Here is a 25,689-nt window from a genome sequence, read left to right as displayed (position 1 = left end):
CCTCGTAAAATAAACAAACGTATGTGCAGTACTCCCTGTCGCTGCGGCATGGTCTGTGTAACTGGGGCCGGGTTGTGGGTTCCGACGAATACGCTGCGATATATGACGTGGCCGACAATCGGAAAAAATAAATCCGTCCTCTTTTAAGGCGATTCTTTACGTGGAGGCCCCTGAAGTGGCAGCCGCACAAGACTGCTTAAACAAAAAAAGCGGTAACCGAGGTTACCGCCCTTCACAGGTGCTTGGTTGAGGCTGCGCTTATCAGTCCAGCTTTGGCGTGATTTCTATGCGCGTCGGTGCGTAGGGCTCGATGACATAACCGCCGCTGCCGAGTTCGTTGCTGGCGCTTATGGTGACTGTCTTGGAAGATTTGGCCTGTATGTCCGTAACGGTTTCAATCTCGCGGCCGTCTAACTTGCTAAGAATAATGTCGGATTTTCCGGTGACAGTAGTTACTTTATTTGTGGGGTCAAAGTAGACGAAATAGTGCGGGTCACGCCCGCTTGCGAAGATGCCCCCCTTCAGTCGGGGTGTTTGAAACTCGTCCGGACCCGAACCTAATAACCATTGATTCGACACTTGAGATATTCGGGCCCTTAGCTCAGGGTCGGGTATGAATTTCTCAATAGCTTCAATATTCCTTTTTTTAATCGCAATTATTTCGTCGTCTGATGCAAGACGGCCGTTTTGAAGTTCGAATGCTGTTATGTCAGCGCCAGTGTCGCTTTCCAGTATGCTTCCGTCAGGTTTTTGCAATGTCAATTTTGAGCGATTCATGTCAACAATAAATAGATCGCTGTATGGGTTCGCGCCAAAGTCCAAATTGTTGGCTTCTGGTGGTGCTGTTGCGTGGGCCGGGTTTTCTGCACTCGTCCAGGAAATCTGCGGTACGACCTCTGCGTTTTCGGTTACAGCAACGCCATATGTGTATGGATAGTTGGCATCGAGACGCAAATACTCGTCCAGTTTTTCGGCGCCTTTCATTTTCGCGCCGTTCAACTCAAGGAAGTGATCTGCAATTTGTGGCGGGAGCTTGGGGTCGATACTTGGCGTTGGTGAAGACGGACGTTTCCATGGCCATATACCGCCATCTCCTTTGATCGCAGCCCACTGCCCGTCACCCACGGCATGAACCGTCTGCACCGGCTTGCGCGTAGCCGGATCGATAATCTGGACATAGTCATTGCTCAGCTTGAAATCACTCTTGATCTCGTAAAGCCTGGAAACGCCCGTGGCGTCCTTGTACTGGATATACCAGTGATCAACCTCGGCAGCGTCTTTATACTGATAAATTCCTTTGGTGTTGACCATCGCTCGTTCAAGAATCCGGGCACTGTCAGGCACTGCATGCGCACTGATATTGGCGGCCTGGGACGGCTGGATACGGTTGGCGATGGCTTCGCCCACCTCGGCGCTGGCGGGTATTTCACTGTTGGCCAGCACCGACTCCTTCAGCGATTTGCCGACAGCCGTTTCGCCTGCCGTCACCCCCTTGATCGCCTTGGACGCGCCACTCGCTAAGGCCGGCAGCGCGTTCAGCACGCCAAATACAATATGGTCGGCTCCGCCCGGCTTGCCATGTTTGAGGTCATCGGCGCCGATCCCGGCCTCGGCTGCGCCTGCGGCGGCGTAAAACACCTCCAGGGCCACCGCCACTTCCGGCATCACCAGGGTGAGCGGCGTCAGCATCAGGGCAATCTTGGTGGTCGTTTCCAGGACCTCAAGAATGGTCGCCTTGGTGACATCACCGTCGGTGGTTATTTCGGTCTCTGCATCGGCGTACGAACGCTCTTTCTGGCGTTGGGCAATCACCTTGAACGGGTCTTCGGACAGCGGTTCGGTGGTGATTAAGGTTTGTGGGTCGTATTCATTCAAGCGCTCAGTGATGCTTGCATCAGGGGCGTCTTTTTTTGACCAGCCACTGATGCCGACCAATGCTTGATTGACACCTTCGGAAAAGAACCGGTTGGCCTGATCGCGCATTTTGAAGTGCATCGACAAGGCTTCACGCTTGACCGGGTCGGCGGCTTGCTCGGCCAGCCAGTTTTTCATCTGCGCCGGGCTGTCGAAGCTGTGAATTGGCGAAGAGTTGCCGGGGATATACAGCAGCGTGGGGTTGCCCGGCTTACCGTCAGCCCCGATTTTTGTGGTTTTGTCGGTGATGTACAGCAGGTCGGTGGCTTGGAAACCGTTGATCTTGAGCAGCCCGATTTCCAGATTGGGGTCCTTGGCATGCGGGGCTTTCAGATTGTCGAGGGTCAGGCTCGACCAAGTGGTGTTTTCCGGTACGCCGGCCGCACGCATGATCAGGTTGGTGGCGTGCTCGCTCAGGCTGTCATTGTTGAACTGGGCCAGGGCGGCACCAATAAACGAGGCCTTGGCCGTTTGCGCATATTTTTGCTCATGGGCAGGCCAGAATCTGTCCAGGAACTCGGTGTAGGGCTGCTTCAGTTCGGTGTTCCACACGATGTCACGGAACGCGGCAGGCGTATGAGGCAGCAGCGTTCGCTCGTTGTAAAATTGATGGCGATCGGGATCGGCGCCGATAAAAATGCCCTCGTAGGTTTTTTGCTCGTGCACCTTGGTGTCGATGGCGTCGATCACTGCCGGTAGCGGAGCCAGCGGGGCGAGTCGTTGCAGCCAGGTGTGCAGGGTCGAGCGCTGTTTTTCATCCGGTGTCTGGTGCTCATCGTTTTTATTGGCGCGTTGGGCGTTATGCAGGGCTGCCTGGGTCAGGGATATCTGGTTGAGTACCTTGCCACCCGTGGGCTTGGGCTTCTTGGGGTCGTAGTTCAGCGTGGTAATGAAGGTATTGTCGGGATCTATGTCCTTGCCCCAGCGTTTCTTCAGTTCGGCCCGGATGATGTCGGCGGTACTTTGGCTGGGCGTCTTGAAGTCGGCGGTGGCAGTGGTGACGAACTTGTCCACTTGCTTGTTGTAGGGGAGGCCAGGAATCAGGGACTCATGGTGATTGCGCCGGTTTGGGGTTTTTTGACGGGGAGTGGGGTGAGCTGGAGCGGTAACGTCTGGCGTACTCGCGGTCTTGGGTTGATCGAGCGGTGGAACACTAACGGAAACAGGTGCGGTTGTTATCATCACGCAGGGCTCTCTGGAAATTGGACGCAATGGGCGTCTTTCAGGGTTCGCTATGTGCGTGGGCTATGGACCGGTCAGCGTTCCGGCGTCCTGGGGGCGAATAAGTTGCATAAAAAAACGGCGCTTACCCAAGGCAGCGCCGCCGTTTCCTACTTACATGTTATTGCAGGACTTCGATCACCCCGTCGGCGCTCATGCTGACCTGGCTGGTGCCGGCTTCGACTTCAGGCGTCGGCGCTGAATCCATCTGGGCTTTCATCATCATCGCCCCGCCCCGGGCAAACGGCTGTGGGTAACCATTGGTGTTGAAGTTCAGGTTCACGATTTTGTAACCCTTTCCCCCCAGCGCATCGGTGGCCAGTTGCGCGCGGGCCTTGAACGCGGCGACTGCGTCCTTGAGCAGGGCATCTTCGCTGCTCTTGCGCGTTGCGTCGGCGATGGCGAAGTCCATGCTGTCCATTTTCAAGGTGTTGAGGAGTTCACCGGTCAGTTTCGAGAGTGCCGGGAAATCGGCGCTTTCCAGGCGCAGTTCGGCGCGCTCACGCCAACCGGTGATCTTCTGGTTCTTGTTGTCGTAGATCGGGTAGCTGTTGCGACTGCCCTGGCGCAAGGTCACGCCTTTGACTTCACGGGCCTGGCCGAGGGCCTTGTTCATCGTTTCAGTGATTTCGGCGGCGAGCTTGGCCGGGTCGCTGTTCTGGGATTCGGTGTACAGCGTGACGATCATCTTGTCGCGGGCCACCTCCTGGCTGACCTCGGCGCGCAGGGAAATCTGGTTGTAATGCAGCTCATCGGCGGCCATGACTGGAAGGCTGGCGAGGACGCTGGTGCTGAGGGCGATAACGGCTGCGCTGCGAATGAAACGAGGCATGAGAGCTCCTTGGTATATGAGTGCTGGTTAAGACTGTAGACGGTGGCGTCGGGTTCTTCGGGTTTACAGATTACCTACAGGTTGTGGCGTCGCCGACGAACGGTCGTTCGCCTGGCCTGCGGCAAAGAGCCACACGCGGCGTGCCAGCATGCCTGCTTCGTTTATACTCGTGCCGATCCGCCTGCAGCGCTCAACGGGAGAGCACATGCTCGCCGCCGTAAAACTGACTTCCGCCACCCGCCAGAACCTCTGGCGCCTGACGTTCATTCGAACCCTGGTCCTGGCCGCACAGGCCGGCTCCGTCGGGCTCGCCTATTGGTTCGACCTGCTGCCGCTGCCGTGGCTGCAACTGGGCGTGACCCTCGGGTTCTCCATCGTGCTTTGCGTGTTCACCGCCATCCGGTTGCGCACCACGTGGCCGGTGACCGAGCTGGAATACGCCCTGCAACTGGCCTGCGACTTGTTTATCCACAGTGTGTTGCTGTATTTCTCCGGCGGTTCCACCAATCCGTTTGTTTCCTATTATCTGGTGCCGCTGACCATCGCCGCCGTGACCTTGCCGTGGCGCTATTCGGTGGTGCTGTCGGGCATCGCCCTGACGCTGTATACCCTGCTGCTGGCGCAGTTCTATCCGCTGCAAACCTTCCCGATCGCCCGGGAAAACCTGCAGATCTACGGCATGTGGTTGAGTTTTGCGCTGTCTGCCGCCGTCATCACCTTTTTCGCCGCACGCATGGCTGAAGAACTGCGTCGCCAGGAAGAATTGCGCGCCATTCGCCGTGAAGAGGGCCTGCGCGACCAACAACTGCTCGCCGTCGCCACCCAGGCCGCCGGTGCCGCCCACGAATTGGGGACGCCGTTGGCCACCATGAGCGTGCTGCTCAAGGAAATGACCCAGGACCATCACGACCCGGCCCTGCAGGATGACCTGAGCGTGTTGCAGGAACAGGTCAAGCAGTGCAAGCAGACCTTGCAGCAACTGGTGCGCGCCGCTGAAGCCAATCGCCGCCTGGCCGTTGAGATGCAGGACGTGACCCAGTGGCTCGACGAAGCGCTGAACCGTTGGCACTTGATGCGCCCTGAAGCCAGTTACCGTTTCCATCTGCTGGGCCAGGGCACCGTGCCGCGCATGGCGCCGCCACCGGATTTGACCCAGGCCCTGCTCAATCTGCTGAACAATGCCGCCGACGCTTGCCCCGAGGGCCTTGGCGTAGAGTTGGATTGGGATACCGAGGACGTGACCATCAGTATTCGTGACCATGGCGCAGGCGTGCCGTTGGCCATCGCCGAGCAGATCGGCAAGCCCTTCTTTACCACCAAGGGCAAAGGCTTCGGCCTCGGCCTGTTTTTGAGCAAGGCCAGCGTGACCCGCGCGGGCGGCTCAGTGAAGCTCTATAGTCATGAGGAAGGTGGCACGCTCACCGAGCTGCGCCTGCCCCGTGTCGCACGAGGAGATATCGATGAGTGACGAGATCCAAGTCGAAGGCGAAGAACTGCCGCACCTGTTGCTGGTAGATGACGACGCTACCTTTACCCGCGTGATGGCCCGCGCCATGAGCCGTCGCGGTTTTCGCGTGAGCACCGCAGGGTCTGCCGAGGAAGGCCTGACCATCGCCCAGGCCGACCTGCCGGACTACGCCGCGCTCGACCTGAAGATGGACGGCGACTCCGGCCTGGTGCTGCTGCCCAAGCTGCTGGAACTCGACCCGGAAATGCGCGTGGTCATCCTCACGGGTTACTCGAGCATTGCCACCGCCGTCGAAGCCATCAAGCGGGGCGCCTGCAACTACCTGTGCAAGCCGGCGGATGCCGACGACGTACTGGCCGCGTTGCTCTCCGAGCACGCCGACCTCGACACCCTGGTGCCGGAAAACCCGATGTCGGTGGACCGCCTGCAATGGGAACACATCCAGCGTGTGTTGACCGAACATGAAGGCAATATCTCCGCCACCGCCCGCGCCCTGGGCATGCACCGCCGCACCTTGCAGCGCAAACTGCAAAAGCGTCCGGTACGACGCTGAACCTAAGCTGAACAGTCTGCTTCAGGCCGTACGGAGCCATGAACCGATCCCCTATGATCGGTTCGAACGCCTGTAAGTTTTCCTACCGAGCCTGAACGATGAATCAGAACGCTGAGTACTCCGCGGTCAATGATGCTGTGCGCGGGCGGTTTTTCCGCCGAACCTGGGCGATGATCACACCGTATTGGCGCAGTGAAGAGAAGAGCAAGGCCTGGTTGTTGCTCGGTGCAGTGATCGCCCTGTCGCTGTTCAGCGTGGCGATTTCGGTGTGGATCAACCACTGGTACAAGGATTTCTACAACGCCCTGGAGAAGAAGGACACGGCGGCCTTCTGGCAATTGATCGGCTATTTCTGCGGTATCGCGGCGGTGGCCATTCTCGGCGCGGTGTACCGTCTGTACCTGACGCAGATGCTGACCATTCGCTGGCGCGCCTGGCTCACCGAGAAGCATTTTGCGCGCTGGCTCGACCACAAGAACTTCTACCAGCTGGAGCAGGGCGGTTACACCGATAACCCGGACCAGCGCATTTCCGAAGACCTCAACAGCTTCACCTCAAACACCTTGGGCCTGGGTCTCGGGCTGTTGCGCAATGTCGTCAGCCTGGTGTCGTTCTCCGTGATCCTGTGGGGCGTGTCGGGCAGCATTGACGTATTCGGCATCACCATCCCCGGCTACATGTTCTGGTGCGCACTGCTGTACGCCGGTGTCGGCAGCTGGTTGACCCATTTGATCGGCCGTCGCTTGATCGGCCTGAGCAACCAGCAGCAACGTTTCGAAGCGGATCTGCGCTTCTCCATGGTACGGGTGCGGGAGAATGCCGAAAGCATCGCCCTGTACAACGGCGAACCGAACGAAAAGCAGCGTTTGAGCGCGCGGTTCGGCAAGGTCTGGCATAACTATTGGGACATCATGAAGGTGTCCAAGCGCCTGACGTTCTTCACCGCCGGCTACGAACAGATTGCGATTGTCTTCGCCTTTATCGTGGCGGCGCCGCGCTATTTCGCCGGCAAGATCGAATTGGGCGAGCTGATGCAAATCAACTCGGCGTTCGGCAATGTGCAGGGCAACTTCAGTTGGTTCATCAGCGCCTACACCGACCTGGCCGCCTGGCGCGCAACCAGTGACCGCCTGCTCAGCTTCCAGCAGGCCATGAGCGACAACGAGCAACGTGCGGCGACTATCGATGTGCACGCGCAGGGCGATCGCCTCGTGGTGCAGGGGCTGGGCTTGAACCTGGCCGATGGCCGCCATTTGCTGACGGACGCCAACATGTGTGTGGAGCCGGGCGAGCGCCTGATGCTCAGTGGGCGTTCCGGCAGCGGTAAAAGCACGTTATTGCGCGCGATGGGCCATTTATGGCCCGCGGGGCACGGCAGCATCCGCTTGCCAGCGGCGCGCTATCTGTTCCTGCCGCAAAAACCGTACTTGCCGATTGGCACGCTGAAGGCGGTATTGAGTTATCCACAGGACGACAGCGTCTATCCGGCAGAACGTTATGCACAGGTCCTGCAAACCTGCCGTTTGCCGCATCTGGCCGGACGGCTGGATGAAGCCAATCACTGGCAGCGCATGCTCTCCCCGGGCGAACAGCAACGCCTGGCCTTCGCCCGCGCCTTGCTTTTCGCGCCGCAGTGGCTGTACATGGACGAAGCGACCTCGGCGATGGATGAAGAGGATGAAGCGACGCTGTACCAGGCGCTGATCGATGAGTTGCCGGGGCTGAGCATTGTCAGCGTCGGGCATCGCAGCAGCCTCAAGCGTTTTCATGGGCGGCATGTGCGGATCGAAGGCGGGTGGTTACAGGAGCAACAAATGGCTTGAAGTGATGCGCGGTTCAATGTGGGAGCCGGGCTTGCCCGCGATGGCGGTGTGTCAGTAGCAGGTGCATCAAATGACACACCGCTATCGCAGGCAAGCCAGCTCCCACACTGGATCTAAGGTGTTCTTAAATACCTGCCCAATAAAAAGCCCGGCTGATCATCGATCAGCCGGGCTTTTTTGTGTCGCTTGAAGCGCCTTACTTCTTCAAACCGTAATGCTCATCCAGCATGCCAGGGGCGTCCGGCGTTTTTGGCGCGTAGTCCCGTGGAGGCTCCTGGTTTTCCCGGGGTGGGGTCAGGCGTTCCCGTGGCGCTTGCGGTGCATCGGAATGCAGCGCGGCCAGCAGACGCTGGCGGGTGATGTCGTCGAGGGCCAGGCGGTTGGCGCCATCGGCGAGGTGATCCTGTACTTCCTGGTAGCTCTGGGTGAGCTTCTTGACCAGGGTCGCGGTGCTGTTGAAGTGGGTAACAACCTCGTTCTGATAACTGTCAAAACGTTCCTGAATGTCATCCAGCTGACGCTGCGTGCGGTTAGGCGCGGCATTCGGCAGCAGGCGAGCAACCAGGAATCCAATGGCGACACCGGCAACCAGGGCAAGAGTCGGCAACAACCAAACTAAGAGCGAGTGTTCCACGAGTCCTTCCTCTATAAACGGCTTTGCTTTACGTTAACGGCTCGGACCTGCGCTGTATACCGCGATTAACCTCGCAATGATGCCATGCACAGACTTTTAGCTAGACGAGTCGACCCTTTGAGAGGTCACGGAGTTCATCTCTTGCTCATGCGTGAAGCCCCTGTTTTGATCGATGGCCCGGTGGGCCAACTGGAAGCCCTGTACCTGGATCACCCCGAGCCACGTGGCCTGGCGCTGATCTGTCACCCTAACCCGGTGCAGGGTGGGACCATGCTCAATAAAGTTGTCTCGACCCTGCAACGCACCGCCCGCGATGCCGGATTGATTACTTTGCGTTTCAATTACCGTGGCGTCGGCGCGAGTGCCGGTTCCCATGACATGGCCACCGGTGAAGTCGACGATGCCGAAGCCGCCGCCGCCTGGCTGCGGGCAAAACACCCCGACCTGCCGATCACCTTGCTCGGCTTTTCCTTTGGCGGTTACGTGGCCGCCAGCCTCGGTGGCCGCCTGGAAGCCAAGGGCGAAAAACTCTCGACTCTGTTCATGGTGGCCCCTGCGGTGATGCGCTTGCGCGATACCGACGCGCTTCCTCAGGGCTGTCCATTGATCGTGATCCAGCCGGAAACCGACGAAGTGGTCGACCCGCAGCGGGTCTACGAGTGGTCCGCGGCCTTGAATCGCCCCCATGAGCTGCTGAAAGTGGCAGAATGCGGGCACTTTTTCCATGGCAAGCTCACCGATCTCAAGGATCTGGTCCTGCCGCGCCTCTCGAATTGATAGCAGTCTGATAAGCGATTACCCATGACGACTCGTACCCGCATCCTCACCGGCATCACCACCACCGGCACGCCGCACCTGGGCAACTACGCCGGTGCGATCCGCCCGGCGATCCTCGCAAGCGAAGACGCCAATGCCGACTCTTTCTACTTCCTGGCCGACTACCACGCCCTGATCAAATGCGATGACCCGCAGCGCATCCAGCGCTCGCGCATGGAAATCGCCGCGACCTGGCTGGCCGGTGGCCTGGATGTGAACCGGGTGACGTTCTATCGCCAGTCGGACATCCCCGAGATCCCCGAGCTGACCTGGCTGCTGACCTGTGTGGCCGCCAAGGGCTTGCTTAACCGCGCCCACGCCTACAAGGCCTCGGTGGACAAGAACGTCGAGACCGGCGAAGACCCGGATGCGGGCATCACCATGGGCCTGTACAGCTACCCGGTGCTGATGGCGGCGGACATCCTGATGTTCAACGCGCACAAGGTGCCGGTCGGCCGCGACCAGATCCAGCACGTGGAGATGGCCCGTGACATCGGCCAGCGCTTCAACCACCTGTTCGGCAACGGTAAAGAATTCTTCACCATGCCCGAGGCGTTGATCGAAGAAAGCGTCGCCACTTTGCCGGGCCTGGATGGCCGCAAGATGTCCAAGAGCTACGACAACACCATCCCGTTGTTCACCAGCGCCAAGGACATGAAAGAGGCGATCTCGCGGATCGTCACCGACTCGCGCGCGCCTGGCGAAGCCAAGGACCCGGACAACTCGCACCTGTTCACCCTGTACCAAGCGTTTGCCAGCAAGGCGCAGGAAGAAGAATTCCGTGGCGAACTGCTGCAAGGCTTGGGCTGGGGCGAGGCGAAGAATCGTCTGTTCCAGCTGCTTGATGGCCAGTTGGGCGAAGCCCGCGAGCGTTATCACCAACTGATGTCGCGCCCATCGGACATGGAAGACCTGCTGCTGGTCGGCGCGAAAAAAGCCCGTGCGGTTGCGGCACCGTTCCTGGCCGAGCTGCGTGAAGCCGTGGGCCTGCGTTCGTTCGTCAACGAGACTGCGGCGCCGGTTGTCGCGAAAAAGAAGGTGGCGAAAGCTGCGCGCTTCGTGAGCTTTCGTGAAGACGACGGCAGCTTCCGCTTCCGCCTGTTGGCTGCTGACGGCGAGCAACTGCTGCTTTCGCGCAACTTCGCCGACGGCAAAGCGGCGGGCGCGGTGACCAAGCAATTGCAAAGCGGTCATTTGGACATACGCACCCAAGCCCGGAGCTTCAGTGTATGGCTGGACGACGCCGCGGTGGCCGACAGCGCCGAGTTCGCCGACAGCGCCTCGCGCGATGCCGCCATCGCCGCCTTGCGTATCGCGTTGGCCCCTTCCGAGGATTAACCCGACCAAGGGTTGATTGCCATTATCCGGGGCCGTCGTTACAGTGACGGCCCGTTTTTGTTGCCTTGCTAACGAAATTATGACGCCCCTAGAACGATATCAAGCTGATCTGAAACGCCCTGAATTCTTCCATGACGCTGCCCAGGAAAACGCGGTGCGTCATTTGCAGCGCCTGTACGACGACCTGGTCGCGGCCTCGCAAAGCAAGCCGGGGATGTTCAGCAAGCTGTTTGGCAAGAAAGACCTCACGCCGGTCAAGGGCCTGTACTTCTGGGGCGGCGTCGGCCGTGGCAAGACTTACCTGGTCGACACCTTCTTCGAAGCGCTGCCGTTCAAGGAAAAGGTGCGCACCCACTTCCACCGCTTCATGAAGCGCGTGCACGAAGAGATGAAGACCCTGCCGGGCGAGAAAAACCCGCTGACCATTATCGCCAAGCGTTTCTCCGAAGAAGCGCGGGTGATCTGCTTTGATGAGTTCTTCGTCTCCGACATCACCGATGCCATGATCCTTGGCACCCTGATGGAAGAGCTGTTCAAGAACGGCGTGACCCTGGTCGCCACCTCGAACATCGTGCCCGACGGCCTGTACAAGGACGGCCTGCAACGCGCGCGCTTCCTGCCGGCGATTGCGCTGATCAAGCAGAACACCGAGATCGTCAACGTCGACAGCGGCGTCGACTACCGCCTGCGTCACCTGGAGCAAGCGGAGCTGTTCCACTTCCCGCTGAACGAGGCGGCCCACGAAAGCCTGAAAAAAAGCTTCCGCGCGCTCACGCCGGAATGCACCCAGGCGGTGGAAAACGACAAGTTGATGATCGAGAACCGCGAAATCATCGCGCTGCGCACCTGCGATGACGTGGCCTGGTTCGAGTTCCGCCAACTGTGCGACGGCCCGCGTAGCCAGAACGACTACATCGAACTGGGCAAGATCTTCCACGCGGTGATCCTCAGCGGCGTGGAGCAGATGAGCGTCACCACCGACGACATCGCGCGGCGCTTTATCAACATGGTCGACGAGTTCTACGACCGCAACGTCAAGCTGATCATCTCGGCCGAAGTCGAGCTCAAGGACCTCTACACGGGCGGTCGCTTGAACTTCGAGTTCCAGCGCACGTTGAGCCGCTTGCTCGAGATGCAATCCCACGAGTTTCTGTCGCGCGGGCACAAGCCTTAAACAAACTCCAGCACCCTGGAGGTCCACTGTGGGAGCCGGGCTTGCCCGCGATGGCGGTGTATCAGTCAATTTATTTGCTTGCTGATACTCCGCCATCGCAGGCAAGCCAGCTCCCACAGTGCTTTGTGTTTGCCTGAAGTTTATGCGGCTTGCTGAAACTGCTGCCGATACTGGTTCGGCGACAACTCCGTGTGCTGCCTGAACAGCCGCGCAAAAAAGCTCGCATCGTCGTAACCCACCTCGTAACTGATGGTCTTGATGCTCTTGCGGCTGCCCGAGAGCAAGCCCTTGGCCGTCTCGATGCGCAGTCGTTGCAAGTAATGCAGCGGTTTGTCGCCGGTGGCGGTCTGAAAGCGGCGCATGAAGTTGCGGATGCTCATGCCGTGTTCCCGGGCGACATCTTCGAAGCGGAATTTGTCGGCGAAATGCTCTTCAAGCCAATGCTGGATCTGCAGGATGATCACGTCCTGGTGCAGCTTCTGCCCGCCAAAACCAATGCGTCCAGGCGAATAGCTGCGCTGCACTTCGTAGAGAATGTCACGGGCCACGGCCTGTGCAATGTTGGCGCCGCAGAAGCGCTCGATCAAGTAGATATAGAGGTCGCACGCCGAAGTGGTGCCGCCGGCGCAATACAGGTTGTCGGCGTCGGTGAGGTGTTTGTCCTGATTGAGCTGCACCTTGGGGAAGCGCTCGCTGAAGGCGTTGAAGAAGCGCCAATAGGTGGTCGCCTCCTTGCCGTCGAGCAGGCCGGCTTCGGCCAGCCAGAACACCCCGGTGGCTTCGCCGCAGAGCACGGCACCGCGTGCATGCTGTTCACGCAGCCACGGCAGCACTTGCGGGTAGTGTGTGCACAAGGCATCGAAGTCATCCCAGAACGCCGGCAACACGATGATGTCGGCGTCTTCCAGGCCGCCGTCCACCGGCATGATCACATCGCTGAAACTGCGCACCGACTTTCCGTCGGGGCTGACCAGGCGCGTTTCAAACGCAGGGGTCAGGCCAAGGCCTTGTTGCTTGCCGTAACGCAGGCTGGCGAGGTGGAAGAAATCCTTGGCTTGCATGAGGGTCGAAGCGAATACCCGATCAATGGCCAAAATGCTGACGCGCCGCAGGGGCGTGGAGATTTGGTTAGACATGATTTCATTTATTCTTATAGGGGAAAGTGGTCACCAGACGGCTGGATCGTCTTATTTTTTGTCGCATGTGTCCAGTGTCCTGTGATGCCTTGTGGGCATAGTCTCTGTGGGCTGGTTTTTGTCCGACAATCCCTGCAGGTGACCCATGATTGCCAGAACCTTGTTCAGCCCGGAACACGAACTCTTCCGCGAAAGCGTGCGCACCTTTCTCGAAAAAGACGCCGCGCCGTTCCATGCTCAATGGGAGAAACAAGGCCATATCGACCGCAGCTTGTGGAGCAAGGCGGGGGAGGCGGGGATGCTGTGTTCCCACCTGCCGGAAGAATACGGCGGGCTGGGCGCGGACTTCCTGTACAGCGCGGTGGTGATCGAAGAGATCAGCCGGCTGGGCCTGACCGGCATCGGGTTTTCCTTGCACTCGGACATTGTCGCGCCCTACATCCTGCATTACGGCAGCGAGGCGCTGAAGCATCGCTACCTGCCCAGGTTGATCTCCGGCGAGATGGTCACGGCCATTGCCATGACGGAGCCGGGGGCCGGTTCCGACCTGCAAGGGGTCAAGACGACTGCCGTGCCGGACGGCGACGAGTACGTGATCAACGGCTCCAAGACGTTTATCACCAATGGCTACCTGGCCGACCTGGTAATCGTGGTCGCCAAGACCGATCCCAAGGCGGGCGCGAAGGGCACCAGCCTGTTCCTGGTGGAAGCCGACACGCCCGGCTTCGCCAAGGGCAAGCGCCTGGAAAAGGTAGGCATGAAGGCCCAGGACACGTCGGAGCTGTTCTTCCAGGACGTGCGTGTGCCCAGGGAAAATCTGTTGGGCCAGGCGGGCATGGGCTTCGCGTATCTGATGCAGGAGTTGCCTCAGGAGCGTTTGACGGTGGCGATTGGCGCCTTGTCATCCGCCGAGGCGGCGCTGCAATGGACCTTGGAATACACCCGTGAGCGCAAGGCGTTCGGCAAGGCGATTGCCGACTTCCAGAACACGCGCTTCAAGTTGGCGGAGATGGCCACCGAGATCCAGATCGGCCGTGTATTTGTCGACACGTGCATGGCGTTGCATCTGGAAGGCAAGCTGGACGTGCCCACGGCGGCGATGGCCAAGTACTGGGCCACCGACCTGCAATGCAAGGTGCTCGATGAGTGCGTGCAGTTGCACGGCGGTTACGGCTTCATGTGGGAATACCCGATTGCCCGGGCCTGGGCGGATGCGCGGGTGCAGCGCATTTATGCGGGGACCAATGAGATCATGAAGGAGATCATTGCGCGGGCGCTTTGATCTTGTGGTGCTTTTGAGGGCGCCATCGCAGGCAAGCCAGCTCCCACATTGACGGTGTTCACAATTCGGAAGGTGGGAGCTGGCTTGCCTGCGATAGCGGTTTAAAGATCAATCAAGGCGCAGGATTCGGATGATCCTTCTGAATCGCCTCAATCCCTTCCAGCACCTCTTTGGACAGTTTCAAGTCGGCACTGGCAATGTTGCTGTCCAACTGCGCAAGCGACGTCGCGCCAATGATGTTGCTGGTCACAAACGGTTGCTGCGTCACAAACGCCAGCGCCATCTGCGCCGGGTCCAGGCCATGTTCCCGTGCCAGCGCCACATAACGGCTGCACGCCGCTTCCGACTGCGGGTTGAAGTAGCGGCTGAAGCGGCTGTACTCCGTCAGGCGTGCCTTGGCCGGGCGCGCGCCGTCTTCGTACTTGCCGCTGAGCATGCCGAATGCCAGTGGCGAATACGCCAGCAGGCCGCATTGTTCACGTATCGCGACTTCCGCCAGGCCTACTTCGAAACTGCGGTTGAGCAGGTTGTAAGGGTTCTGGATCGACACCGCGCGGGGCCAGCCACGGGCTTCCGCCAAGGCCAGGAATTTCATGGTGCCCCACGGCGTTTCGTTGGACAGGCCGATGTGGCGGATCTTGCCGGCCTTGACCTGTTCATCCAGCGCCTCGAGGGTTTCCTCCAGCGGGGTGAGGTCGTCTTCGTCCTTGTGCTTGTAGCTCAATTGGCCGAAGAAGTTGGTGCTGCGCTCCGGCCAGTGCAGCTGGTAGAGGTCGATCCAGTCGGTCTGCAGGCGCTGGAGGCTGGCATCGAGTGCCTCGGCGATGTGCTTGCGGTTGTGGCGCAGGTAGCCGTCGCGGATGTAGTCGATGGTGTTGCCGGGGCCTGCGATCTTGCTGGCGAGGATCCAGTCGGCGCGGTCACCACGGCTTTTGAAGTAATTGCCGATGTAGCGTTCGGTGGTGGCATAGGTGTCGGCCTTGGGCGGCACCGGGTACATTTCGGCGGTGTCGAGGAAGTTGATCCCCGCGCCTTTGGCCCGCTCGATCTGCGCGAAGGCCTCTGCCTCGCTGTTCTGCTCGCCCCAGGTCATGGTGCCCAGGGCTATCGCGCTCACGTTCAGATCCGTACGGCCCAGCTGTCGATAATCCATCGGGTACTCCTTCAGGGAAAACAATCATAAAAGCAGGTTGAATTTTTTTTCGCAATCTGCATAATTGCCCACCTCTTTCTGCAGTGGAAGTGATGCGCCGCCTGCCGAAGAATCTTGCCGTTGAACGGACGCGCTGACCCGAGCCCCCGATAGCGTCTGTATCCGGCTGCCTTTGACCTTGTCAAAGTACGCACTATTCAGTAAGATCCGCCGTCTAATTTACAGGGCGGCCCCTGAGGCTATTAAAGAATGACAACTTTTACTGCAAAACCGGAAACAGTTCAGCGCGACTGGTTTGTCGTCGACGCCGCTGGTCAGACCCTGGGTCGTCTGGCCACTGAAGTCGCCAGCCGTCTGCGTGGCAAGCACAAGCCTGAGTACACCCCTCACGTTGACACCGGTGACTACATCGTGATCATCAACGCTGAGCAGGTACGTGTTACCGGCAACAAAGCGCAAGACAAAATGTACTACCGTCACTCCGGTTTCCCAGGCGGTATCAAGTCTTCCAACTTTGAAGGCCTGATCTCCAAGAAGCCTGAAGCCCCGATCGAAATCGCGGTCAAAGGCATGCTGCCTAAGGGCCCACTGGGTCGCGATATGTTTCGCAAGCTGAAAGTCTATGCGGGCGCTGTACACCCTCATGCTGCTCAGCAGCCCCAAGAACTGAAGTTTTAACGGAATAGTTCATTATGTCGGCGACTCAAAATTACGGCACTGGCCGTCGCAAAACCGCAACCGCACGCGTTTTCCTGCGTCCGGGCACTGGTAACATCTCGATCAACAACCGCACTCTGGACAACTTCTTCGGCCGCGAAACTGCCCGCATGGTAGTTCGTCAGCCGCTGGAACTGACCGAGACTGTTGAAAAGTTCGACATCTACGTCACCGTTATCGGTGGCGGTGTAAGTGGTCAAGCTGGCGCAATCCGCCACGGTATCACTCGCGCGCTGATGCAGTACGACGAAACCCTGCGTGGCGCTCTGCGCAAAGCTGGCTTCGTGACTCGTGATGCCCGTGAAGTTGAACGTAAGAAAGTCGGTCTGCGTAAAGCGCGTAAGCGTCCGCAGTACTCGAAGCGTTAATTCGCTTTACGTTCCACAAAAACGCCCAGCCTCTTCACGGAGCTGGGCGTTTTTTATTGCCTGCGATTTATGCATAAAAATCGCCGTGACAACTTGCCACATCCGTAGACCCCCTATACTACAAGGCCTGGGAGCTGAGCGCCGGGCAATTCCCTTGTCATACGTGGGGCTTTTCATTACCATTCGGCAAAATTTTTATAAGCAAAGATTCAATACTTAGTAGACGCCTGATTTAACAGGCCAAAAAGCTGATGGGAGAGGACTGAATGAGCAATGACGGCGTGAATGCAGGCCGGCGTCGCTTCTTGGTGGCAGCCACATCCGTGGTGGGTGCTGCAGGAGCGGTGGGGGCTGCGGTCCCGTTCGTGGGGTCATGGTTTCCCAGTGCCAAGGCGAAAGCCGCAGGTGCACCGGTGAAGGTGAATGTCAGCAAGATCGAGCCAGGGCAGCAAATGATTGCTGAGTGGCGCGGCCAGCCGGTGTTTATCGTTCGTCGCACAGAGGAAATCCTGGGGAATCTCAAGAAGATCGAAGGCCAGTTGTCTGACCCCACATCCGAGAAATCCGACCAGCCCGCCTACGCCAAGAACGAAGCACGTTCGATCAAGCCGGAGATCCTGCTGCTGGTGGGTCTCTGCACCCACCTGGGTTGCTCGCCTACCTTTCGCCCGGAAGTGGCCCCGGTCGATTTGGGCAAGGATTGGGTCGGCGGTTATTTCTGCCCCTGCCACGGTTCCCACTACGACCTCGCCGGCCGCGTCTACAAGTCCCAGCCTGCGCCCTTGAACTTGCCGGTTCCTCCGCACAATTACGAATCTGACGACATCATTGTCATTGGCCTCGACAAGGAGAACGCGTGATGAGCAAGTTCATGGATTGGGTGGATGCGCGCTTCCCCGCCACTAAAATGTGGGAAGACCATCTCAGCAAATATTACGCGCCAAAAAACTTCAACTTCTTCTACTTCTTCGGTTCCCTGGCACTGCTGGTGTTGGTCAACCAGATTGTTACCGGTGTCTGGCTGACGATGAGCTACACCCCGTCGGCGGAAGAGGCGTTTGCTTCCGTCGAGTACATCATGCGTGACGTCGAGTACGGCTCGATCCTGCGCCTGCTGCACTCCACCGGCGCCTCGGCGTTCTTCATTGTCGTCTACCTGCATATGTTCCGTGGCTTGCTGTACGGCTCGTACCAGAAGCCCCGCGAACTGGTCTGGGTCTTCGGCATGCTGATCTACCTGGCGCTGATGGCCGAGGCCTTCATGGGTTACCTGCTGCCCTGGGGCCAGATGTCGTACTGGGGCGCCCAGGTGATCATCTCGCTGTTCGGTGCGATCCCGGTGATCGGCAATGACCTGACCCAGTGGATCCGTGGTGACTACCTGATCTCGGGTATCACGCTGAACCGCTTCTTCGCCTTGCACGTGGTGGCCTTGCCCATCGTGATCCTGGGCCTGGTGGTGTTGCACATCCTGGCGCTGCACGAGGTCGGTTCCAACAACCCGGATGGCGTGGACATCAAGAAGCACAAGGACGAAAACGGCATCCCGCTGGATGGCATTCCGTTCCATCCTTATTACACCGTCAAAGACATCGTCGGCGTAGTGGTGTTCCTGTTCGTGTTCTGCTCGATCGTCTTCTTCTTCCCGGAGATGGGCGGTTATTTCCTGGAGAAGCCCAACTTCGAACAGGCCAACGCCTTCAAAACACCCGAGCACATCGCCCCGGTCTGGTATTTCACGCCGTTCTACGCGATCTTGCGGGCGATCCCCGACAAGCTCATGGGCGTGATCGCCATGGGCGCGGCCATTGCGGTGCTGTTCGTGTTGCCTTGGCTTGACCGCAGCCCGGTCAAGTCCATGCGCTACAAAGGCTGGCTGAGCAAGATCTGGCTGTGGGTGTTCTGCATTTCGTTCGTGATCCTGGGCGTGCTGGGCGTATTGGCGCCGACCCCTGAGCGGACATTGCTGTCGCAGGTCTGCACCTTCCTGTACTTCGCCTACTTCATTCTGATGCCGTTCTACACCCGGCTCGAGAAGACCAAACCGGTTCCGGAAAGGGTGACTGGCTGATGAAAAAGTTATTTGTTGCATTGATGCTTGCGGCGTTGCCGCTGCTGTCTTTCGCTGCCGAGCACGGCGCGGAGCTGGAAAAAGTCGATATCGACGTGTCGGACAAGGCCGCCATGCAGGACGGTGCGCGCACCTTCGCCAACTATTGCATGGGCTGCCACAGCGCCAAGTTCCAGCGCTACGAGCGTGTCGCCGACGACCTGGGCATTCCCCATGAAATGATGCTGGAGAAACTGGTGTTCACCGGCGCCAAGATCGGCGACCACATGAACATCGGCATGAAGCCTGCCGACGCCAAGACCTGGTTCGGCGCGGCACCGCCTGACTTGACCCTGGTGGCACGTGTACGCGGCACCGACTGGCTCTATGGCTACCTGAAATCCTTCTACGAAGACCCGGCGCGCCCCTACGGCGTGAACAACCGCGTGTTCCCGAACGTCGGCATGCCTAACGTTCTGGTCGGCCTGCAAGGCAAGCAAGTGGTAGGATGCACGCAGATCCAGGTCGTTGAAGACGGCAAGAAGCAATACGATCCGCTGACCGGCACGCCTTTGACCCATGAAGCGTGCGATCAGCTGAAGATAGAAACCCCAGGTTCGTTGACAAACGAGCAGTTCGACGAGAAGGTCAAGAACCTCGTGACCTTCCTGGCCTACTCGGCCAACCCGGTCAAACTGCAGCATCAGCGCATCGGTACTTATGTGTTGCTGTACCTGGCGTTCTTCTTCGTATTCGCCTACTTGCTCAAACGCGAATACTGGAAGGATGTGCATTGATCCAACCGTAGGCAATTGCTGTTAATCTTGCGCGCCCAGCGGCACCTCTGAAGTAGCGATCTGGTTGTTCCGGACGTTACAGAGATGCTCCCTGGGCGCGCTCGTTTTTGAGCTTTCGATAATTTCAACAAGCGAGGAGGACCGCCATGGGCGTGACCAACCGGTTGGCCTGTTACTCCGACCCCGCCGACCACTATTCCCACCGAGTACGCATCGTGCTCGCAGAGAAGGGTGTCAGCGCCGAGATCATCAGTGTGGAAGCAGGTCGTCACCCACCCAAACTGATCGAAGTGAACCCTTACGGCAGCTTGCCCACCCTGGTCGATCGTGACCTGGCGTTGTGGGAGTCAACCGTGGTGATGGAATACCTGGATGAGCGTTACCCGCATCCGCCTTTGCTGCCGGTGTATCCGGTGGCGCGTGCCAACAGCCGCCTGCTGATCCATCGGATCCAGCGTGACTGGTGTGGGCTGGTGGATCTGATTCTGGATTCACGCAGTAAAGAAGCGGCACGTGTGCAGGCGCGTAAGGAATTGCGCGAAAGCCTGACCGGCGTTTCGCCGTTGTTCGCCGATAAACCTTTTTTCCTCAGTGAGGAACAAAGCTTGGTGGATTGCTGCCTATTACCGATACTCTGGCGCTTGCCGATTCTGGGTATTGAACTGCCGCGGCCGGCCAAGCCGCTGCTTGATTACATGGAGCGCCAGTTTGCGCGTGAGGCTTTCCAGGCGAGTCTGTCTGGCGTCGAACGCGATATGCGCTAAGGCTTAAGGAGCCGCTGATGAACTCCAGTCGACCCTACCTGGTCCGCGCGCTCTATGAGTGGATTGTGGACAACGATTGCACCCCGCACATGCTGGTCAATTCCGAATTTCCTGCGGTTCAGGTACCGCAGGGTTTTGCCAGCGACGGGCAAATTGTGCTGAACGTATCGCCCAGCGCCGTGCGCCACCTGCACATGGACAACGAAGCGGTGAGCTTCGAAGGGCGTTTCGGCGGTGTGCCGCACACGCTGTACGTGCCAATTGGCGCTATTCTCGGCATTTATGCCCGGGAAAACGGCCAAGGCATGGTGTTCGATCTGGAGTCGCCTTTCGAGGATGACGAAATGGTCGAAAGCACAGACGGCGACGATCTGCCGCCACCAGACGCCGAGCCACCGCGTCCCAGCGGCCGGCCGAGCCTGAAAGTGGTGAAATAACCGGCGTTCTCCTCGGAGCGGGCCAAAAAAATGCCTCGACCTGTGTCGGGGCATTTTTTTGCGCGCAGGATATGGATGAAAGTCGTGCCTGGACGGTGATCGTACAACAGCCATGGGCTATGATGCGTGCTCAAGTTCGCCGAGAAAAATGGATCATCATGGATAACACCGCCACCGCCCCTCGTCTTCCCCGCAAGCGCCGCAGCCTTGCCCAGGAATTGGTCACGGTGTTGTCCGAGCAGATCCGCGACGGCCAACTCAAGCGTGGCGACAAACTGCCCACCGAGTCGGCGATCATGGAGGCCCATGGCGTCAGCCGAACCGTGGTGCGTGAAGCGATCTCGCGCTTGCAGGCGGCGGGGCAGGTAGAAACCCGCCATGGTATCGGCACCTTTGTGCTGGACACCCCAAGTCCAAGCGGCTTTCGCATCGACCCGGCTACCGTGGTAACCCTGCGTGACGTGCTGGCGATCCTGGAACTGCGGATCAGTCTCGAAGTGGAGTCCGCCGGTCTGGCCGCCTTGCGCCGCAGCGACGAACAACTGGCCGCCATGCGCGCAGCCCTTGATGCATTGAATGAAAGCGCGGCGCACGCCGGCGATGCGGTGGCCTCCGATTTTGCGTTCCACCTGGAAATCGCGCTGTCCACCGGCAATCGCTACTTCACCGACATCATGACCCACCTGGGCACCAGTATCATTCCGCGCACCCGCCTGAATTCGGCGCGCCTGGCTCATGATGACCAGCAGCACTACATGGGGCGCTTGAGTCGCGAGCACGAAGAGATTTATGAGGCGATTGCACGCCAGGATTCGGATGCGGCGCGGGCGGCGATGCGCTTGCATTTGACCAATAGCCGGGAGCGGCTGCGCCACGCCCACGAAGAGGCGGAGGCCCAGCGCGGTTAAGGATCGCCTGTAGTGAGCGGGCTTGTCCCGCGCTGGGTGGCGAAGCCGCCCCAATAAAGGCACCAGGGTGTTTCCAGATAAAACCAGGTCGCCTGGTTTTGGGGCGGCTTCGCGGCCCAGCGCGGGGCAAGCCCGCTCACTACAGGGTTGTGTAGTTACCTCTAATCAACTCACATCTTCGCAACGCAGCGCCTTGTTCTCACCCCCATAGCTCAACACCTCAAAGCTCAACACTGATGAATTGCAGTTGACGAATCTTTTTATAGTTGTACGATGACGTACGACATCACCAAAACCAACAATAACCTTTCGACAGAAAGTCTTTCCCAGGGTGTTCGAATAATGAATCCACAAGAACTGAAGTCCATCCTTTCCCACGGTTTGTTGTCTTTCCCCGTGACCGATTTCAATGCCCAGGGTGATTTTCACCAGGCGGGCTACATCAAGCGTCTGGAATGGCTGGCCCCGTATGGCGCCACCGCCTTGTTCGCTGCCGGCGGCACCGGTGAGTTTTTCTCCCTCGCCGCCAGCGAATACTCCCAGGTGGTGAAAACCGCCGTTGATACTTGCGCCACCAGCGTGCCGATCCTGGCGGGCGTGGGCGGTGCAACCCGCCAGGCCATCGAGTATGCCCAGGAGGCCGAGCGCCTCGGCGCCAAAGGCCTGCTGTTGCTGCCTCACTACCTCACCGAAGCCAGCCAGGACGGCGTTGCCGCCCACGTTGAAGCCGTGTGCAAGTCGGTCAAGATCGGCGTGGTGGTCTACAACCGCAACGTCTGCCGCCTGACCGCGCCACTGCTGGAACGCCTGGCCGAGCGCTGCCCGAACCTGATCGGCTACAAGGATGGCCTGGGTGACATCGAGTTGATGGTGTCAATCCGCCGTCGCCTCGGCGACCGTTTCAGCTACCTCGGCGGCCTGCCGACTGCAGAGGTTTACGCCGCCGCCTACAAGGCCTTGGGCGTGCCGGTGTACTCCTCGGCGGTGTTCAACTTCATCCCGAAAACCGCGATGGACTTCTACCACGCGATTGCCCGCGAAGATCACGCCACCGTCGGCAAGATCATCGATGACTTCTTCCTGCCCTACCTGGACATCCGTAACCGCAAAGCCGGGTACGCCGTGAGCATCGTCAAGGCCGGTGCAAGAATCGCAGGTTATGACGCCGGCCCCGTCCGTACGCCGCTGACCGATCTGCTGCCGGAAGAATACGAAGCCCTGGCCGCGCTGATCGATAAGCAAGGCCCGCAATAACTATCTATAAGGCCGCTGAGCAATCAGCGGCCTTTTGCGTGAAGGAGAAGATTCGTGTCCCAAGCCCTACGTTTTGAAAACTACATCAATGGCCAATGGGTGGCCGGCGCCGACTACTGCGTCAACCTCAACCCGTCAGAGTTGTCCGACGTCATTGGCGAATACGCCAAGGCGGATGTTGCCCAGGTCAACGCTGCCATCGATGCTGCGCGTGCCGCGTTCCCGGCCTGGTCCACCTCCGGGATTCAGGCTCGCCATGATGCCCTGGACAAAGTCGGCAGCGAGATCCTCGCGCGCCGCGAAGAACTCGGCACCCTGCTGGCCCGTGAAGAGGGCAAGACCCTGCCCGAAGCCATCGGCGAAGTGACCCGCGCCGGTAACATCTTCAAGTTCTTCGCCGGTGAATGCCTGCGCCTGTCGGGCGACTATGTGCCGTCGGTGCGTCCGGGCGTCAACGTTGAAGTCACCCGTGAAGCCCTGGGCGTGGTCGGTTTGATCACCCCATGGAACTTCCCGATCGCCATCCCCGCGTGGAAGATCGCCCCGGCCCTGGCCTACGGCAACTGCGTGGTGATCAAGCCGGCTGAACTGGTACCGGGCTGCGCCTGGGCCCTGGCGGAAATCATTTCCCGCGCCGGCTTCCCGGCCGGTGTGTTCAACCTGGTGATGGGCAGCGGTCGAGTGGTTGGCGATGTGCTGGTCAACAGCCCGAAAGTCGATGGCATCAGCTTTACCGGCTCCGTCGGTGTCGGTCGCCAGATCGCCGTCAGCTGCGTATCGCGCCAGGCCAAAGTGCAGTTGGAGATGGGCGGCAAGAACCCGCAGATCATTCTCGACGACGCCGACCTCAAGCAGGCCGTCGAGCTGTCGGTACAGAGCGCGTTCTACTCCACCGGCCAGCGTTGCACCGCCTCCAGCCGCCTGATCGTGACTGCCGGTATCCACGACCAGTTCGTCGCGGCCATGGCCGAGCGCATGAAGTCGATCAAGGTCGGCCACGCGCTCAAAAGCGGTACCGACATCGGCCCGGTGGTTTCCCAGGCCCAGTTGGACCAGGACATGAAGTACATCGAGATCGGCCAAGGCGAAGGCGCGCGGTTGGTCAGCGGTGGCGGCCTGGTGACGTGCGACACAGAGGGCTACTACCTGGCGCCGACGCTGTTTGCTGACAGCGAAGCCCAGATGCGCATCAGCCGCGAAGAAATCTTCGGCCCGGTGGCCAACGTCGTGCGCGTGGCGGACTACGAGGCGGCGCTGGCCATGGCCAATGACACCGAGTTCGGCTTGTCGGCAGGTATCGCCACCACGTCGCTCAAGTATGCCAACCACTTCAAGCGCCACTCCCAGGCCGGGATGGTGATGGTCAACCTGCCCACCGCCGGCGTGGATTACCACGTGCCGTTCGGTGGCCGTAAGGGCTCTTCCTACGGTTCGCGTGAGCAAGGTCGCTATGCGCAAGAGTTCTACACCGTGGTGAAGACCAGCTACATCGGCTCGTAACACGCAACACCTTGTGGCAACCGGCTCTTGTGGGAGCCGGCTTGCCTGCGATGGCATCAACCCGGTGTAACTGACGCACCGAGGTGACTGCATCGCAGGCAAGCCAGCTCCCACATGAAGCGGTTCCCATTGGCACACATAAAAATTACCCGCAAAAAAAATAATTAGTGGGAGTACTTCTACATGCAAGCGACCAAGCCGACCCACGTCCGCTATTTGATCCTGCTCATGCTGTTCCTGGTGACCACGATCAACTATGCCGACCGGGCCACTATCGCCATCGCAGGCTCCAGCCTGCAAAAAGACCTCGGCATCGACGCGGTCACCCTCGGTTATATCTTCTCCGCATTCGGTTGGGCCTACGTGGCCGGGCAAATTCCCGGTGGCTGGCTGCTGGACCGCTTCGGCTCGAAAAAAATCTATGCCTTGAGCATCTTCACCTGGTCCCTGTTCACCGTGCTGCAAGGCTATGTGGGTGAGTTCGGTGTCTCCACCGCCGTGGTTGCACTGTTCATGCTGCGCTTCATGGTGGGCCTGGCCGAAGCGCCTTCCTTCCCGGGTAACGCACGCATCGTGGCGGCCTGGTTTCCTACCGCCGAGCGCGGTACAGCTTCGGCGATCTTCAACTCGGCGCAATACTTCGCCACCGTGTTGTTCGCACCGTTGATGGGCTGGATCGTCTACCGCTTCGGCTGGCAGCACGTGTTTATCGTGATGGGCGTGATCGGTATCGTGTTCTCGCTGATCTGGCTGAAAGTCATCCACAGCCCGCGCCAGCACCCGATGATCAACGAGGCCGAGTTCAATCACATCGCCGCCAATGGCGCGATGGTCGACATGGACCAGGACAAGGGCAAGGGTAAGAAAACCGACGGTCCAAAGTGGGATTACATCCGTCAGTTGCTGACCAACCGCATGATGCTCGGTGTTTACCTGGGCCAGTACTGCATCAACGGCATCACGTATTTCTTCCTGACCTGGTTCCCGGTTTACCTGGTGCAGGACCGTGGCATGACCATCCTCAAGGCCGGTTTCATCGCCTCGTTACCGGCGATCTGCGGCTTTATCGGTGGCGTGCTCGGCGGCGTGATTTCAGACTACCTGCTGCGCAAGGGGCATTCGCTGACCTTCGCCCGCAAGGCGCCGATCATCGCCGGGCTGCTGGTTTCCAGCAGCATCATTGCGTGCAACTACGTCGACGTTGAATGGATGGTGGTGGGCTTCATGGCGTTGGCCTTCTTTGGCAAAGGCGTTGGCGCACTGGGTTGGGCGGTGGTGTCCGACACTTCGCCGAAACAAATCGCCGGCCTCAGTGGCGGCTTGTTCAACACCTTCGGTAACCTGGCCTCGATCACCACGCCAATCGTGATCGGCTACATCATCAGCACCACCGGCTCGTTCAAGTGGGCCTTGGTGTTCGTCGGCGCCAACGCGCTGGTGGCAGTGTTCAGCTATCTGGTCATCGTCGGCCCGATCAAGCGTGTAGTACTCAAAGAGCCACCAAGCAAGGGGCCAGAGTTGACCACCCTAACCGAAGCGCATTCCTGAGA

Annotated in this window: 23 protein-coding genes; 18 read left to right on the top strand and 5 right to left on the bottom strand. The window is 59.3% G+C overall.

Annotated features, from left to right (window positions below; translation table 11 throughout):
- Positions 1–261 precede the first annotated feature (261 nt).
- Complete coding sequence (locus KVG91_RS01330; protein ID WP_347709281.1) at positions 262–3,096, bottom strand: dermonecrotic toxin domain-containing protein; 2,835 nt, start codon at positions 3,094–3,096, stop codon at positions 262–264.
- A gap of 160 nt (positions 3,097–3,256) precedes the next feature.
- Complete coding sequence (locus KVG91_RS01325) at positions 3,257–3,967, bottom strand: SIMPL domain-containing protein (protein WP_169374506.1); 711 nt, start codon at positions 3,965–3,967, stop codon at positions 3,257–3,259.
- A 205-nt stretch (positions 3,968–4,172) separates the two neighbouring features.
- Here KVG91_RS01325 and KVG91_RS01320 point away from each other — a divergent pair, with 205 nt between their 5' ends.
- The 3 genes from KVG91_RS01320 (at position 4,173) to KVG91_RS01310 (ending at position 7,811) form a co-directional block, all read left to right on the top strand.
- Complete coding sequence (locus KVG91_RS01320; protein ID WP_169374520.1) at positions 4,173–5,435, top strand: ATP-binding protein; 1,263 nt, start codon at positions 4,173–4,175, stop codon at positions 5,433–5,435.
- Positions 5,428–5,988: a response regulator transcription factor gene (locus tag KVG91_RS01315; protein WP_003171731.1), complete on the top strand. Its 561-nt coding sequence runs from the start codon at positions 5,428–5,430 to the stop codon at positions 5,986–5,988. The genes KVG91_RS01320 and KVG91_RS01315 overlap by 8 nt, the downstream gene beginning before the upstream one ends.
- Before the next feature lie 98 nt (positions 5,989–6,086).
- Positions 6,087–7,811, top strand: coding sequence for an ABC transporter ATP-binding protein/permease (locus KVG91_RS01310; protein ID WP_169374507.1), 1,725 nt, complete (start codon positions 6,087–6,089; stop codon positions 7,809–7,811).
- 196 nt (positions 7,812–8,007) lie between these two features.
- Here KVG91_RS01310 and KVG91_RS01305 read toward each other — a convergent pair whose 3' ends face one another.
- On the bottom strand, positions 8,008–8,445 hold the full coding sequence (locus KVG91_RS01305; RefSeq protein WP_169374508.1) for a YhcB family protein: 438 nt from the start codon (positions 8,443–8,445) through the stop codon (positions 8,008–8,010).
- Positions 8,446–8,592: 147 nt separating this feature from the next.
- Here KVG91_RS01305 and KVG91_RS01300 point away from each other — a divergent pair, with 147 nt between their 5' ends.
- The 3 genes from KVG91_RS01300 (at position 8,593) to zapE (ending at position 11,773) form a co-directional block, all read left to right on the top strand.
- Positions 8,593–9,222: an alpha/beta hydrolase gene (locus KVG91_RS01300; RefSeq protein ID WP_169374509.1), complete on the top strand. Its 630-nt coding sequence runs from the start codon at positions 8,593–8,595 to the stop codon at positions 9,220–9,222.
- 24 nt (positions 9,223–9,246) lie between these two features.
- Positions 9,247–10,599 (top strand): tryptophan--tRNA ligase, encoded by a 1,353-nt coding sequence (locus KVG91_RS01295; RefSeq protein WP_169374510.1) that lies wholly within the window; start codon positions 9,247–9,249, stop codon positions 10,597–10,599.
- A 79-nt stretch (positions 10,600–10,678) separates the two neighbouring features.
- Positions 10,679–11,773, top strand: a complete 1,095-nt coding sequence (gene zapE, locus KVG91_RS01290; protein WP_169374511.1) for a cell division protein ZapE — start codon at positions 10,679–10,681, stop codon at positions 11,771–11,773.
- 140 nt (positions 11,774–11,913) lie between these two features.
- Here zapE and KVG91_RS01285 read toward each other — a convergent pair whose 3' ends face one another.
- Complete coding sequence (locus tag KVG91_RS01285) at positions 11,914–12,834, bottom strand: GlxA family transcriptional regulator (RefSeq protein ID WP_178114970.1); 921 nt, start codon at positions 12,832–12,834, stop codon at positions 11,914–11,916.
- A 220-nt stretch (positions 12,835–13,054) separates the two neighbouring features.
- On the opposite strand from KVG91_RS01285, the gene KVG91_RS01280 reads away from it, so the two are divergent.
- Entirely contained in the window at positions 13,055–14,191 is a 1,137-nt protein-coding gene (locus tag KVG91_RS01280; RefSeq protein ID WP_169374512.1) for an acyl-CoA dehydrogenase family protein, read from the top strand.
- A gap of 112 nt (positions 14,192–14,303) precedes the next feature.
- Here KVG91_RS01280 and KVG91_RS01275 read toward each other — a convergent pair whose 3' ends face one another.
- Positions 14,304–15,344 (bottom strand): NADP(H)-dependent aldo-keto reductase, encoded by a 1,041-nt coding sequence (locus tag KVG91_RS01275; protein ID WP_169374513.1) that lies wholly within the window; start codon positions 15,342–15,344, stop codon positions 14,304–14,306.
- A 249-nt stretch (positions 15,345–15,593) separates the two neighbouring features.
- Between KVG91_RS01275 and rplM the strand changes: the two genes are divergently transcribed.
- The 11 genes from rplM (at position 15,594) to KVG91_RS01220 (ending at position 25,687) form a co-directional block, all read left to right on the top strand.
- Positions 15,594–16,022 (top strand): 50S ribosomal protein L13, encoded by a 429-nt coding sequence (gene rplM, locus KVG91_RS01270; RefSeq protein WP_003171742.1) that lies wholly within the window; start codon positions 15,594–15,596, stop codon positions 16,020–16,022.
- 14 nt (positions 16,023–16,036) lie between these two features.
- Positions 16,037–16,429: a 30S ribosomal protein S9 gene (gene rpsI / locus KVG91_RS01265; protein WP_003171743.1), complete on the top strand. Its 393-nt coding sequence runs from the start codon at positions 16,037–16,039 to the stop codon at positions 16,427–16,429.
- Positions 16,430–16,695: 266 nt separating this feature from the next.
- Positions 16,696–17,289 (top strand): ubiquinol-cytochrome c reductase iron-sulfur subunit, encoded by a 594-nt coding sequence (gene petA / locus KVG91_RS01260; protein WP_003188524.1) that lies wholly within the window; start codon positions 16,696–16,698, stop codon positions 17,287–17,289.
- Positions 17,289–18,500 carry a cytochrome b gene (locus KVG91_RS01255; protein ID WP_003188526.1) on the top strand — a complete coding sequence of 404 codons (1,212 nt, stop codon included), beginning with the start codon at positions 17,289–17,291 and terminating at the stop codon, positions 18,498–18,500. Before petA ends, KVG91_RS01255 begins: the two co-directional genes overlap by 1 nt.
- Positions 18,500–19,276 carry a cytochrome c1 gene (locus tag KVG91_RS01250; RefSeq protein ID WP_169374514.1) on the top strand — a complete coding sequence of 259 codons (777 nt, stop codon included), beginning with the start codon at positions 18,500–18,502 and terminating at the stop codon, positions 19,274–19,276. The genes KVG91_RS01255 and KVG91_RS01250 overlap by 1 nt, the downstream gene beginning before the upstream one ends.
- A gap of 146 nt (positions 19,277–19,422) precedes the next feature.
- Positions 19,423–20,040 (top strand): glutathione S-transferase N-terminal domain-containing protein, encoded by a 618-nt coding sequence (locus KVG91_RS01245; RefSeq protein WP_155583525.1) that lies wholly within the window; start codon positions 19,423–19,425, stop codon positions 20,038–20,040.
- Between the two features lie 17 nt (positions 20,041–20,057).
- Positions 20,058–20,477, top strand: coding sequence for a ClpXP protease specificity-enhancing factor (locus KVG91_RS01240; RefSeq protein WP_169374515.1), 420 nt, complete (start codon positions 20,058–20,060; stop codon positions 20,475–20,477).
- Positions 20,478–20,635: 158 nt separating this feature from the next.
- Positions 20,636–21,385 carry a FadR/GntR family transcriptional regulator gene (locus KVG91_RS01235; RefSeq protein ID WP_169374516.1) on the top strand — a complete coding sequence of 250 codons (750 nt, stop codon included), beginning with the start codon at positions 20,636–20,638 and terminating at the stop codon, positions 21,383–21,385.
- Between the two features lie 342 nt (positions 21,386–21,727).
- A complete protein-coding gene (kdgD, locus tag KVG91_RS01230; RefSeq protein ID WP_169374517.1) occupies positions 21,728–22,639 on the top strand; it encodes a 5-dehydro-4-deoxyglucarate dehydratase in 912 nt (303 codons plus the stop codon).
- 54 nt (positions 22,640–22,693) lie between these two features.
- Positions 22,694–24,139: an aldehyde dehydrogenase family protein gene (locus KVG91_RS01225; RefSeq protein ID WP_169374518.1), complete on the top strand. Its 1,446-nt coding sequence runs from the start codon at positions 22,694–22,696 to the stop codon at positions 24,137–24,139.
- 183 nt (positions 24,140–24,322) lie between these two features.
- Positions 24,323–25,687: an MFS transporter gene (locus KVG91_RS01220; RefSeq protein ID WP_169374519.1), complete on the top strand. Its 1,365-nt coding sequence runs from the start codon at positions 24,323–24,325 to the stop codon at positions 25,685–25,687.
- The last annotated feature ends 2 nt before the right edge of the window (positions 25,688–25,689 follow it).

The sequence above is a fragment of the Pseudomonas azadiae genome (genome assembly GCF_019145355.1).
Classification (GTDB): Bacteria; Pseudomonadota; Gammaproteobacteria; order Pseudomonadales; family Pseudomonadaceae; genus Aquipseudomonas; species Aquipseudomonas azadiae.
Note: the sequence above shows the minus strand (reverse complement) of the source record. Positions and strands in the feature narration are given on the sequence as shown.